The sequence below is a fragment of the Bacteroides sp. D22 genome (assembly GCF_000163675.1).
GTDB lineage: Bacteria > Bacteroidota > Bacteroidia > Bacteroidales > Bacteroidaceae > Bacteroides > Bacteroides xylanisolvens.
This window is the reverse complement of sequence record NZ_GG774805.1, coordinates 155,157-169,467: the sequence shown is the minus strand read 5'-3', so window position 1 is coordinate 169,467 and position 14,311 is coordinate 155,157. Positions and strand designations below refer to the sequence as shown.

Here is a 14,311-nt window from a genome sequence, read left to right as displayed (position 1 = left end):
ATTGAAAATAATTGTTTTGTTGTAAAGGGATAATGAAAATTATGCAGTAAAGGTATTTGTTTTATGTGAGGCGGACAAGTAATTGATGCAATGTTTGGGAATAATCTTCTAATGTGTTGAACAAGTAAACGTTTCTTGTCCTGTGCCGAAAATTATGTTTTTCAGCATAAGTGAGTGTTTTTCTATACTAATATTATTGTATTCTAAAAAAATCCCTTAATATTGCATTTGTATTATTTGTCAGACAAATAATACAAATCATAAAATTCTAATAATATGAAGATAGAAATTAATCAAACAACATTAATCGATCAGGTGGAAGACAGTCTGCTTACTTACTTTAAAAAGAATGACTTAAGGCGTGGAGATTCAATTCCCAATGAGAATAATCTGGCTGCAGAATTAGGAGTTGCAAGGAGTGTTGTCAGAGAAGCATTGAGTCGTTTGAAAATGATGAGGCTGATTCATGCACGTCCTCGCAAAGGAATGGTTCTGACCGAACCTTCTATTTTAGGAGGGATGAAAAGAGTGATAGATCCTCGTGTTTTGAGTGAAGAAACTATTTTAGATCTGTTAGATTTCAGAATTGCACTTGAAATAGGAATATCAAGCGATATTTTCCGTAAGATAACTCCTAAAGACATCGAAGAATTAAGCGAGATAGTGAAAATGGGAATTGTTTTTGAGAATAATGAATACGCATTAATCAGTGAATCGGCTTTTCATACGAAACTATATAAAATCACTGGAAATAAAATAATATCCGAATTTCAGGAAATCATTCACCCTATACTTGTCTATGTGAAAGAAAAATTCAAAGATTATTTGAAACCTATAAATATAGAAATGAGTAAAAGTGGTAAAATAGCTACTCATGCTGATTTGCTGGATTTTATAAAAAAAGGGGATGAAAAAGGATACCGGGATGCCATCGAAAGACATTTTGAGGTTTATAAGATTTTCAAGGTCAATCGGAGTCAGGAGTTGATGGCAGAAAAAGAAAGTAGTGAAAAGGTAGAAGGGATATGAAAAGACTACATTTCATCATTTTATGTTTATCCTTAATAATATTGTTTATGAATACATCTTGTTTGAGAAAAAAGGAAAAGAGGATAGAGGTGCAATGGGAAAACTCATTGCTGCTTCCAGGATGCGCCGGCATGCCGGAGAACGTCGGATTAGCAGGTGCATATTCCGGGATAGTGGAAGGAAAGTTGCTTGTGCTGGGCGGAGCTAATTTCCCGGATAAGTATCCTTGGGAAGGAGGTACGAAAACTTGGTGGTCTACTTTATATAGCTATGATTTACAAACGGGAAAATGGACTGTTTATGATGATTTTCTCGATCGCCCGCTTGCTTATGGAGTTTCAATAAGTTTGCCGGAAGGATTGTTGTGTATTGGAGGGTGTGATCGTACGCAGTGTAGTGATAACGTTTTCCTGATAAAGAAAGAAGAAGATTCATTTGTGATAGACTCTGTCAGTTATCCATCTTTGCCAGTTCCGTTGGCGAATGCAACGGGAGCAATGGGTGATAACTGTATTTATATTGCTGGGGGGCAAGAGACTATGGTAAATGAACAGTCGACTCATCATTTTTACATGCTCGATTTGATGCATAAAGAAAGAGGATGGCAAGAAATGCCGGATTGGAATGGTCCTTCTCTTTCCTATGCAGTAGGCGTGGCTCAAGGGGAACGATTTTATCTTTTCAGCGGAAGAAGTTATGCTCCGGATGAGGCGATGGTAGAACATACGGAGGGGTACGTATTTGAGCCAGGCATTGGAAAATGGAGTAAAATGATCGGTTCTTTTCCTGTAATGGCGGGGACTGGTATACCATACGGGGAGGATAAGATTCTGCTATTTGGGGGAGTGGAAGAGATTCTTCCTACATCTTCCGAGCATCCGGGATTCAGCCGCAAGTTACGAGTAGTCAGTGCAAGTACGAATTCTCTGGTAGATGCGCTCGAATGTCCTTATCGCATTCCGGTTACTACAAATGTTGTTTCTGTCGGAAATCAGGTATTCATCGTAAGTGGTGAGGTACAGCCGGGAATACGGACGCCATTTATTCTAAAAGGAAGTTTCTAGAAATAAAATGAAATATCAAATCTAATTAAATGCATTATGAACAATTATGAAAGACTGGAAGGGATGGTTGCGGCCACCTTCACCCCAATGGATGAAAATGGGGATGTAAATTTATCTGTTATTGAAAAATATGCTGATTGGATCGCATCAACTCCTATTAAAGGGGTGTTTGTGTGCGGTACGACCGGTGAATTCTCTTCGCTGACGATTGATGAACGTAAATTAATTCTTGAAAAATGGGTTGCTTCGGCTGGTAAGCGGTTCAAAGTGATTGCCCATGTAGGTTCAAACTGTCAACGGAGTGCTATGGAATTGGCATGTCATGCGGAAAAAGCAGGAGCCGATGCCATTGCTTCAATAGCTCCGTCTTTTTTCAAGCCGGGAACGGTAGATGAGTTGATCGATTTTTTTGCTCCGGTTTGCAGGTCTGCCAGTGGACTGCCTTTCTATTACTATAATATGCCGTCGATCACAGGGGTTAATTTGCCGGTAGATAGATTTTTGGTAGAGGGTAAGAAGAAAATACCAAACTTGGTAGGTACTAAATTTACTCATAATAACCTGATGGAGATGGGGGCTTGCATCGATTTGGAGCAGCATAAGTTTGAAGTTCTGCATGGCTTTGACGAGATTCTGATTGCAGGTTTATCAATGGGAGCTGTGGCAGGCGTAGGAAGTACATATAATTATATTCCCAATGTTTACCATGCCATTTTTGAATCAATGAAGCAAAATGATGTGGAAACAGCACGTGTCTGGCAAATGAAATCTATACGTACAGTGGAAGTTATCATTAAATATGGTGGAGGCGTACGTGGAGGTAAAGCTATCATGAAATTAATAGGTATTGATTGTGGCAGTTGTCGTTTACCGATAAAACCTTTTTCAGTTGAGGAGTATGACAAATTAAAAGGTGATTTAGATGCAATAAATTTCTTCGATTTTTAGATATAAAAAGAGGAGATGACAGTAAAAGTATATTGCTGGGGTTTAGCTATTTTACTTTCTGTCATTCCCCTCAAATCTAGTTAAATGCGTTCAAAATTACCTAAAATAAAAATACTATGAAAGTAAGAAGGGAAATATTAATCATATTTTCAATGATTTTATTATTGGTATTGCCAGCCACGTCTTTGGGTAAAGAAATAAAATGGGTGCTGGAACGACCGGTAATTCCTGTGTTGGTGAAGAAATCGGCAAGTCCTGTATTAAAGGTTACTCTAATCAGGGCAGACAATCAACCTTACGCCATTCAGCAAATAGATTTAGATTTATTAGGGAGTACAGATGTGGCAGATGTTGTTTCTGTTGCTATATATGGTACACAAGAAAATGGACTGATAGATACATCCCGTTTGCTATATAAATCACTTCCCGCTGCACGTAAAATATCATTTACTGATAAAGTGCAGGTAAATCAGGATTCTTTGTCTTTTTGGGTAGCCGTGACGTTGAAAGATACGGTTTCATTGGATCACCGTATTCAACTTAACTGTAACCGGATTAAAACGACTAAAGGCAATCTGAAAATCTCGGAAAAAGGAAGTAAACCTTTGCGGGTAGGAGTAGCGGTACGGCAGAAAGGACAGGATGGGTGTGTTTCGTCACGTATTCCGGGATTGGCTACCAGCAATCAAGGAACTTTGTTAGCCATTTTTGATGCCCGTTATGACTATTCTCGTGATTTGCAAGGAAATATAGACATTGCTCTTCATCGGAGTACGGATCAGGGATTGACCTGGCAACCTGTTCAGACTGTATTAGATATGGGAGAATGGGGCGGCTTGCCGCAGAAATACAATGGAGTGAGCGATGCTTGTATTCTAGTCGATAAAAATACAGGTGACATTTATGTAGCCGGATTGTGGATGCATGGCCTGCTGGATAAAGATGGCAAGTGGATAGAAGGATTGAATGAAAGTAGCACGGTCTGGACACACCAATGGAAAGGAAAAGGCTCCCAACCCGGAACAGGACTAAAAGAAACCTGCCAGTTTATGATAGCGAAAAGTACGGATGACGGTCTTAGCTGGAGTTTTCCGGATAATATAACCGCAAAGACGAAACACCCTGAATGGTGGCTGTTTGCACCGGCACCGGGACAAGGGATTACGTTGAAGGATGGCACGTTGGTATTTCCCACACAGGGACGTGATGAAAAAGGACTTCCTTTCTCAAATATTACGTATAGTAAAGATCACGGAAAGACGTGGGTGACCAGCAACTCTGCATATCAGGATGTAACGGAATGTAGTGTCGTACAATTGAATGATGGCGTCCTGATGTTGAACATGCGTGACAACCGGAACAGAGGACATAAAGAGGTGAACGGTCGGAGAATTTGTACGACTACCGATTTGGGAGCGAGTTGGAAGGAACATCCTACTTCAAGAAAGGCACTGGTGGAACCTACCTGTATGGCAAGCCTGCACCGACATGAATATATAGAAGAAGGAAAAAAGAAAAGCATGCTTCTCTTTGTAAATCCGAATGATTATGGGAAAAGGGATAAACTGACTTTGAAAGTGAGTTTTGATGATGGAATGACCTGGCCGGAGGAACATTGGATTCTTTTCGACCAATATCGCAGTGCCGGATATTCCTGCATTACGTCCATAGATGAAAATTCAATAGGCATATTATATGAGAGCAGTCAGTCGGATTTAGCTTTTATAAAAATCGATTTAACGGAGATTTTAAAGTAAACAGGCATGAATAATAAAACTTCAAATATATATCCCTGGGTAGTAGTCGGACTATTGTGGGGTGTTGCTTTGCTGAATTATATGGACAGGCAAATGCTTTCCACTATGCGAATTCCGATGATGGAGGATGTCCGGGAATTGGAATCGGCTGCCAATTTTGGTCGTCTGATGGCTGTCTTTCTGTGGGTATACGGACTGATGAGTCCTTTGTCGGGTATTATCGGTGACCGTGTGAACCGTAAATGGTTGATTGTAGGTAGTCTGTGTGTATGGTCGGGAGTTACTTATCTGATGGGCTATGCCACCACTTTCAATCAACTCTATTGGTTGCGTGGGATTATGGGAGTTAGTGAAGCACTGTATTTACCTGCTGCTTTGTCTCTGATTGCTGATTTTCACAAAGATAAAACTCGTTCGCTGGCTGTGGGAATACATATGACGGGATTATATGTAGGACAGGCTATCGGTGGGTTCGGAGCTACTTTTGCAGCAATCTATTCCTGGCATACCACGTTTCATTGGTTTGGCATTATAGGTGTAGGTTATGGTATTATTCTGGCATTTTTCCTACGTGATAAAGAGAGAGGAAATGTCTCGGAGAATCAGAAGATGAAAAAGATTCCGGTATTGAAGAGCTTGGGAATGTTATTCTCTAATGTCTTCTTCTGGGTTATCTTATTTTATTTCTGTGTGCCGGGTACTCCGGGATGGGCGGCAAAGAATTGGTTACCAACTCTTTTTTCTGATAGCTTGTCTATTGATATTTCAGTAGCAGGTCCTATGTCTACCATTTCTATAGCCTTATCTTCACTCTTCGGAGTATTGGCAGGTGGATACATCTCGGATCGATGGGTATTAAAAAATGTACGTGGAAGAGTTTATACCGGTGCGTTGGGTTTGGGGCTTATCATACCTTCCCTGCTGTTTATCGGATATGGTCATTCTATTTTTGCATTGGTCATGGGAGCGGTGTTATTCGGAATAGGTTTTGGCATGTTTGACGCAAATAATATGCCTATTCTTTGTCAGTTTGTATCTGCACGTTACAGGGCAACCGCTTATGGTATCATGAATATGTGTGGTGTATTTGCCGGAGCTACTATTACAAGCCTTTTAGGCGAATCAATGGATGCCGGACACTTGGGACGTGATTTTGCACTGCTTGCTATATTGGTACTGGCTATGCTGGTTATTCTGGTCACTTGTCTGCGACCTAAAACAATTGATATGAAAGATTAATCTTTAATTTTTTAGTTATGTTAAATGCACAATTTTTTAATAGCAGGACAACTCATATTGTAGGGGTCTTGTTGATGTTTCTCTGTCTATGGTATCCTTCGGCACAGGCCTCGCCTGACCAGTCGGGTACAAGTCCTAAAAAGATAACAGTGAAAGGTACAGTTCTGGATGATGCAAAAGAACCGTTAATAGGGGTTTCGGTTCTTGTTAAAGGCATTGATGGAGGAACAATAACAAATGTGGATGGTAAATTCACCATTGAGGCACCCGCTAACGGGGTATTGATATTCTCGTACATTGGTATGGATACGCAAGAGGTCGATGTCAAAGGTCGGCAGGATATTATTGTAACAATGAGAAGCGGGGTAGTTGCTCTCTCTGATGTTGTAGTAATAGGTTATGGAGAGGCTTCCAGGCGGACGATAACTTCTTCAATCTCCAAAGTAAAAGGAGATGTGTTGAGTGATATGTCTATCTCTTCTCCGGTAGAGGGGTTAAAAGGACGAATTTCCGGAGTTCGGGTGGTACAAACAAATAATACTCCCGGTGGCGGATTCTCTATTAAGGTAAGAGGCGGTTCCTCCATCACCCAAAGCAATGAACCTTTGGTATTAGTCGATGGGGTAGAACGAAGTATGAATGACATCACTCCAGAGGATATTGCCTCCATAGATGTGTTGAAAGATGCTGCTTCTACAGCTATATATGGTGCGCGGGGATCTAATGGGGTTATTTTAATTTCTACAAGGAAAGGAAAATTTAATAGTGCTCCCCGAATCACATTTGAAGCAAGTGTAGCCCATCAAGAACCGGAAACTTTACGTGATTTCCTAAATGCGGAAGAATATATAAATGTGTTAAGACCGGCTATTGCTATTAGTCCGTCTCCACAATGGAATCAAAGTTCCGGTTATTCTGTTTCATCTGCCAACACAGGAAGCAGTATTTATTCTACCCGTTATTATAATGATGGAGATGTTGTTCCTAATGGTTGGAAGACAATGCCCGACCCTTTGGATCCGTCAAAAACATTGATGTTCTGTGATACTGACTGGCAAGGTTTGATGTTCGGTTCGGCCCTTTGGCAGAACTACCATTTAAGTATTGACGGAGGAAGCAATATTATTCGTTATAATGCCAGTGTAGGATACACGGACGATGGCGGTGTCGGGCTGGCAACTGGCTATAAGCGGTTTAATTTAAAGAGCAATGCAGAAGCGAAGATTTCAGACAATCTGACTGCCAATATTAATGTCAACTTTCAACGGACTTCATCCGAAGCTTATGCTAACCAAAGAGATGCTATTTCCCGCGGATTATCGGCTACTCCTACACAAATAGTTTACATGGAGGACGGTACTCCGGCGCAAGGTTATAATGCAACTTCACAGACTCCTATTTTTTATAATTATTATAATGATGACTCCGATATAACTAAATATCTTTCTTTGGCAGGAAATCTGAAATGGCAGATTCTGCCACAATGGTCTGTCAACTTATCGGGTTCTTACTATGACACGACGAACAAACAGAGTACGTTTATGAAGTCTAACTATTATTCACAAGCTCGTGAAGCGACTTCTACATGGACCGAAACAAACCGGTTGAAAACAGAATTATATACTCGTTATAATTTCAGTATACAGCAAAAACATAATGTGGATGTCATGGTAGGTTATGCTTATCAGAAGAGAGATTATGAGAAACTGTATGCTTACGGCACTGGAGGTAGTAGTGATAAGATAACCACGATTGATGCATCGGCCGAAACTTTAGGGTCCTCTACAATGAATAAAGATGTGGAGGTAGGATTCTTTGGAAGATTTAATTATAACTTCAAAGAGAAGTATCTACTCACTTTGACCGGACGTTACGACGCTTCTTCTAAGTTTGTAAAAGACAATCGTTGGGGATTCTTCCCGGGCATGTCTGCTGGATGGATTATTAGTGAGGAAGAATTTATGAAGGATATGCATTGGCTGGATTATTTGAAAGCGAGATTCAGTTATGGTACTACCGGTAACAACGGAATCGGTGTGAATGATGCTCTTGGAAAATATACGGCTACTTATAAGTACAACGGCAATGCAGCCGTAAGAGGAACAATTCTGCCTAACCAGAACCTGACGTGGGAAACCACTACTCAAATGGACTTGGGACTTGAACTGGGTGTATTGAATAATCGTGTTTATTTTTCATTCGACTTTTATAATAAAAAGACCAAGAACTTGCTGTATGATATGAGCTTACCAAATACTACTGGTTATTCATCCATAAAGACTAATCTTGGCTCTGTACGTTTTTGGGGATATGAATTGGAGTTGACAACACAAAATATTGATTCTAAAGATTTCAAATGGGAATCTAAGTTTGTTTTCTCACAAAATAAGAATAAAGTACTGGAACTCCCTAATAATGGAATGGCAAAGAATCGTACGGGGACAAGCGATTATCCGATATATTCTAACGGAAATGGAACCTTTTTTGGCGGATTGGCAGAAGGAGAACCGTTATATCGTTTCTACGGATATAAAGCTATTGGAATTTATCAAACAGATGAGGAAGCTGCCAAAGCAGAATATGATCAGATGGCAAGAGGATTTAATTATAAAGACGGAACGACCGTTGCTGGTCGGAAATTTGCTGGTGACTATATTTGGGCTGATAGAAATAAGGATGGAGTGATAACAAAAAATCAGGATTTGTTTTGTTTGGGAACCACTGAACCTACTGTGACCGGAAGTATTGGCAATACCTTTACTTATAAAAATTGGTCTTTGAATATCTATTTGGATTATGCGTTAGGACATTCAATTTATGATGAAAGTTTTAGCAGATATTTTTATGCAACTTTCTCTACGAACTACGCATTAGCTAAAGATGTAGAGAAATGTTGGAAGCAACCGGGGGACGTTACTCGGTATGCCAAGTTCTGGGCAAATGATTCGGGAACCGGACAAGGCAATTTCAACAGGGTTTCTAATGTATTTACATATAAAGGTGATTATCTATGTATTCGAGATGTTTCTTTAAGTTATAGGTTCCCGAAAAAATGGATGCAGAAGATTAGTATTGAAAATTTGCAATTAACTCTGTCTGGTAGCAATCTCTATTATTTTACAGCTGTGAAAGGAATCTCTCCTGAAATAGGAACTGCTTCTACTTATAATAGTTCATATAGTAATTATCCTCCAGTGAGGCGTCTTTCTGTAGCAGCAAAGGTTACTTTTTAATCACTTAAAAAAACAAGAAAAATGAAAACCAACACAATAAAATTTCTATTATTTCTGTTGCCATTGGGATTGTTTTCCTGTATCGGAGATTTAGACGTAATACAGAAGAGCACCATAAACTCTGAAAATATGTGGCAAAATGAAGGTGATATGAAAGCTGCCATGTATGGGTCTTTTTATTCTTTCCGGAATGCGTATAAGACAAATTTAAGTTATTGGGGTGATTTCCGTTCGGGATTAATAGGTCCGGGGCTTGGTAGTTTTAACGGAACTGCATTAGTCAGCAACAAACTAACTTCCTCTGAAACAAAGGGAACTAGCTGGGAACTTTTGTATAAGAGTATCAACGACTGTAACATGATTCTCAAGTACGTGGATGAAGTAACTTTTCAGGATGAGAATTTGCGTAATCAGATTAAAGCGAATGCTTACTTTTTGAGAGCTTATATGTATTTTACGATTGCCAGGGTATGGGGAGATGCTCCATTGATGCTCGAAGGTATTGAATCGGACCAAGGTGATATGATGCCGGCAAGAACGGATGCAACACTCCTCTATGAACAGGTGAAAAGTGATATAGAAGCAGCTTTGGGCACTATGCCTGCTTCTGTTACAGACCGCACCACAGGTTCGCAAACTGCTATCAATATGTTAGCTGCCGACTATTACCTATGGATGTATAAATGCAGGAATGCAGGAAAAGAGGCATTGGCTAAGGCATCAGAAGCAGTGGATAATGTATTGGGGAATAAAACCTATTCATTGCTTCCCGAGTATGCTAAAATATTCGATATAAAAAGCAAGAACAGTGCGGAAATCATCTTTACTATGCATTTTGAAAGGGATGAGGCTGAAGGTGGTTATCCGGCGAGTTATTTGATTCCGGATAGTAAATATACGGATGATAAGAAATACCGGGATGCTAATGACGTAAAAACAGGAAGTCAGGACCAGTGGTATTCTTTAAGCAATACAATTCAGACGTTGATAAATGAAGTTAGTAACGATACTCGTGCGACAACTATTTTTGCAGTTTTCACTATTCCTGAAACTGGTAACAGTTATTCCTGGATTAACAAGTTTACAGGTGAATGGACAGATAATACGCGTTACTTCACATCAGACATTCCTATATATCGTTATGCTGAAGCTCTTCTTTTCAAAGCTGAAATAGAAAATGAGTTGAATGGGGATCCGCTTTTTTATCTGAACCAGATCGCTCAACGAGCTTACGGAAAGGAAAACTACTATCCGTCTACTCTTACCAAAGAAGAGATAAATGAAACCATATTTAATGAACGACTTAAGGAGTTTGCGGCTGAAGGTAAAAGCTGGTGGGATTATATCCGTATGGGATATGTATTTACTAAGATACCCTCCTTGTTGGGAAGGCAGAATGAAACTAATATCCTGTTATGGCCTATCTCTTCAGATTGTTTTGAAAATAATCCGAATATTCGTCAAACGATTGGTTACAACTAATAATTAATATAGAATCAGATGAAACATAGATTATTATACATATTATTGATCTTCTCTATTTTGTGTGCGGCTTGTGGAGATGATTTGAAATTTGGTCCAAATCCGGGATTCGTGATTCCGGAAGAACCGGCAGAAGATGATCCGAAAGAAGACGACGATCTGGAAATAAGTTATCCGGATAATCGTGAAATAGTGGAAAGTATTGTATATGAAGCTGGTAAAGATAGTCATATTTATTTTCGGATACCGGCACTTACTGTAACTAAGAAAGGAACGATACTTGCATTTTGTGAAGCTCGTAATACTAAGGCTGATTTCTATGAAGGCAATGAGGAAAAATTCCCTGTTGTTCCGGTAGGAAGTACTAAGGATTTGGGTGATATTGATCTGGCTGTCAAACGTTCTACGGATGGTGGAAAGACATGGGACAATATGATAACTGTTGTTGATGATTATAATAATACCTGTGGAAATCCGGCACCTGTTGTCGTTGAGTCTACTGGAAGAATATATCTGTTCTGGTGCTGGGGACGTTATCCCAATCAACTGGAAAGTAAGTTCGTTTCGTCCACTTCTGACGGTCATACCAGACGTGTATTCTATTGTTATTCGGATGATGACGGTCAAACATGGAGTACTCAATATGACTTGACAAGTAGGTTGAAAAAAGGCGATTGGAGCTGGTATGCCACCGGACCTTGTCATGGTATTCAGAAACAGCTTGCTCCTCAAAAGGGACGAATCATTATTTCAGCCAATCATCGGGATAATGGCAATAAAGATAATTATTCTCATATTATCTATTCTGATGATAACGGTTCTACTTGGCAATTGGGGGGAAGAACGGAGATAGGAGGAAATGAATCGAGTCTGACCGAGCTTGCGGACGGAAGTTTATTGATTAATATGCGTCGAGTGGTGAAAGATACAAATGGAAATGATTTGCCTTCTGAATATAGAACTTCGGCTATTAGTAAGGATGGCGGTATTACATGGGGAAAGTCTGTTGTCAATCAGGACTTGATTGATCCCGGATGCCAAGGGGCTATAGTCAATTATCCTATAAATAAGAGCCTTAGTAATACTCTATTATTGAGTAATGCTCATCATTCATCTTCCCGTTCTAATCTTTGTATATCTAAAAGTGTTGACAGCGGTATCTCCTGGACTACTCCGCTGGTCATTTGGAGCGGACGGGCTGCTTATTCGGATATTATTACCCTGCAAGATGGTTCGGTATGTGTCATTTATGAAAATGGTTCCGGTAAATTTGGAAAGGCAAATCCTAATGAGCAAATAAGCTTTTACAGAGTGCCTCCTTCTCTTTTAGGGGATAAGTTGAATCTTTAATTTATAATCGAGTAGTAATTATGAAGATAATAAAAATAAATATCACATGCTTGGTGGCACTTCTTTCTGTGTTGTTTATAGGATGTGAAGTGGACTATAAGGATATAGACACATTAGGCAAGGCAGATAGCGGTGCTTCCGAGGTAAGTATCAATCTGGATTTATTTGTGGCCGGTAGTTGGACTCCTGACCAAGTTGCCGCTAGTGCTGGAGAATTGAAAGTGGAAAAGTATGATCTCTTTATTTTCAAGGTATCATCTGACGGAAACTATTTGGAATATAAAGAAATGAATATTACACCGGATGCTTCTGAAATGGTACCGCATAATCAGAGTATTAAGATTGGGAATAGAAATATTGTTTTGCCTACAGGTGGGACGAAACGGGTAGTGGTAATAGCCAATGCTAATGATAAAGCTAGTTATCCTGTTTTGTGTTCGTTGGCAGAGAGTACAAAATCTGATTTCTCTGATGTGACCGTATATGATAAATTTATCAATGATTTTTCTATAAAAGCGGATAAACAGCAGACCTCTCCATTTATCATGATGGGAAACGCCTTGGTTGCTAACGCGGATATGGAGAATATCGGTATAACTTTAGCTCCGCAATATGCGAAGATAAATATAAAGAATAAAGCGGCAGGTTCTGAAACAAACGGACTTTTTATTTCTTCTGTGCAATTGAAGAATGTACCGGAAAGTGCTTATCCTTTTATTAATGATTATAGTAAGAAGACATCGCGTTTTGTCAACTATGAGGTGAATATGGTGGATAACGGAGCATTGGAGGAAATGATTCCCGATAAGTTATATCTTTTATATACTCCGGGTACCAGCAGTGCAGCAGCTGACTATAGAGTGACTGTACAGATAAAAGGGAAAAAGAACGGAGTTGATTTCGAGAAAGAGTTTCCTTGCTCCAATCCGATGTATCCGGGCTACCTCTTTAACATGATTTTGTCATTATCCGGGAATGAAGTGGAAGCGGAGTTTGTACCTAACTGGTCTGATGGTAATTTCTCTATTAGCGGTGTGCATCTGAAAAATAATAAAATGACTTTCCCATTCACTGCTGATAAATTCTGGGGATATGAGATTTTCTGGGCTACTAATATGGCGGGAGCCGTGAGTGTGGAGAAACAGGGAAATGAATCTTGGTATAGTATTACTGTGGAGGAAAATCTTGTGAGGGTTTGTTGTTTGGAAGATAATACTTCCGGTAGGGAACGAACAGCTTCATTTACAATCGGTCTTGGAAAGAAGAAAGAAACGGTGGAAATAGTTCAGCAATCGATGCCTTCTACCATTACGTTTAATGGTATGGAATGGTTAGACCGGAATTTGGGAGCTGTTTTACCTTTAACAGAAGAAAATATAACTCATTCAGATACGTATGGTTATTATTATCAATGGGGAAGGAATGTTCCATTCCCAACTTTTGGAACAGTTGGTATTGCAGTTAGTGATCCGGGGATAACGATACAGCAGGCACATGGCATGAAAGAATTTATAGTTTCGTCTTCATCTTCGACGGACTGGTATACAGCCGTTTCTGTTGCAGACAAAACTACAACATGGGAAGATAGGACAGGAAGTTTGGGAAACCCCTGTCCGGAAGGTTATCATGTGCCAAGTTACAGAGAATATCAGACGATTTTACCATATAAAAACTCTGCAGGTATTGGTAATTTTAGTAAGGTTGATTTTAAAATAAATTCGGCTGAAGTATTGGATGATACCGGGACACTTTATGATGCACTATATGTGACATCCGCTAAAGATGAGGCTACTATTTATGCTATAAAGAAATATCAGACTGATGGTGCGTATTATTTGAGGTTACGTCGTATCAAGACGGACTCCGGTATTTATCTCCGCATTGACAAATTGTCCGGTAATGCGCAGAGTGACTTTGCTGGTGAAAGTGCCGATGCTAAACTATCGTCTGCTTCAGCTATCTTTAACTCTGCAACAACAGGTATGGAAACCATTTATTTTCCGGCAGCCGGTAGACGTAATAATAAAACAGGTGAACTAGTGAATCAAGGAATAAATCTGTATAGTTGGGCCGCTACTTGCTGGGATGTAAGTTCTTCAGGTATTTATTTTGATCCTTTAGATGGAAATACTAGAATTTATTGTATAGCACAGGCCAGGTCTTTTGCCCAAACAGTTCGTTGTATTAAAAACTATTAGAATCGATGTTT

The 14,311-nt window shown here is 39.6% G+C and carries 9 protein-coding genes; all 9 read left to right on the top strand.

What is annotated here, in order from left to right:
* The first annotated feature begins 276 nt into the window (after positions 1-276).
* The 9 genes from HMPREF0106_RS12955 to HMPREF0106_RS12995 all read left to right on the top strand — a co-directional run bounded on the left by HMPREF0106_RS12955 (position 277) and on the right by HMPREF0106_RS12995 (position 14,300).
* The gene (locus tag HMPREF0106_RS12955) at positions 277-1,029 is read left to right on the top strand and encodes a FadR/GntR family transcriptional regulator (protein ID WP_009039910.1); all 753 of its coding nucleotides are present in this window, start codon (positions 277-279) and stop codon (positions 1,027-1,029) included.
* Positions 1,030-1,076: 47 nt separating this feature from the next.
* Entirely contained in the window at positions 1,077-2,093 is a 1,017-nt protein-coding gene (locus HMPREF0106_RS12960) for a hypothetical protein (protein WP_032851307.1), read from the top strand.
* Positions 2,094-2,129: 36 nt separating this feature from the next.
* Positions 2,130-3,041 carry a dihydrodipicolinate synthase family protein gene (locus tag HMPREF0106_RS12965; RefSeq protein ID WP_008644728.1) on the top strand — a complete coding sequence of 304 codons (912 nt, stop codon included), beginning with the start codon at positions 2,130-2,132 and terminating at the stop codon, positions 3,039-3,041.
* Between the two features lie 116 nt (positions 3,042-3,157).
* Positions 3,158-4,798 carry a sialidase family protein gene (locus HMPREF0106_RS12970; RefSeq protein WP_008644729.1) on the top strand — a complete coding sequence of 547 codons (1,641 nt, stop codon included), beginning with the start codon at positions 3,158-3,160 and terminating at the stop codon, positions 4,796-4,798.
* 6 nt (positions 4,799-4,804) lie between these two features.
* Positions 4,805-6,037, top strand: a complete 1,233-nt coding sequence (locus HMPREF0106_RS12975) for an MFS transporter (RefSeq protein WP_009039908.1) — start codon at positions 4,805-4,807, stop codon at positions 6,035-6,037.
* Positions 6,038-6,111: 74 nt separating this feature from the next.
* Positions 6,112-9,270 (top strand): SusC/RagA family TonB-linked outer membrane protein, encoded by a 3,159-nt coding sequence (locus HMPREF0106_RS12980; RefSeq protein WP_232286774.1) that lies wholly within the window; start codon positions 6,112-6,114, stop codon positions 9,268-9,270.
* Between the two features lie 21 nt (positions 9,271-9,291).
* Positions 9,292-10,752, top strand: a complete 1,461-nt coding sequence (locus HMPREF0106_RS12985) for a RagB/SusD family nutrient uptake outer membrane protein (RefSeq protein ID WP_009039906.1) — start codon at positions 9,292-9,294, stop codon at positions 10,750-10,752.
* Between the two features lie 18 nt (positions 10,753-10,770).
* Complete coding sequence (locus HMPREF0106_RS12990; protein ID WP_009039905.1) at positions 10,771-12,102, top strand: sialidase family protein; 1,332 nt, start codon at positions 10,771-10,773, stop codon at positions 12,100-12,102.
* 20 nt (positions 12,103-12,122) lie between these two features.
* Positions 12,123-14,300 (top strand): fimbrial protein, encoded by a 2,178-nt coding sequence (locus HMPREF0106_RS12995; RefSeq protein WP_009039904.1) that lies wholly within the window; start codon positions 12,123-12,125, stop codon positions 14,298-14,300.
* The last annotated feature ends 11 nt before the right edge of the window (positions 14,301-14,311 follow it).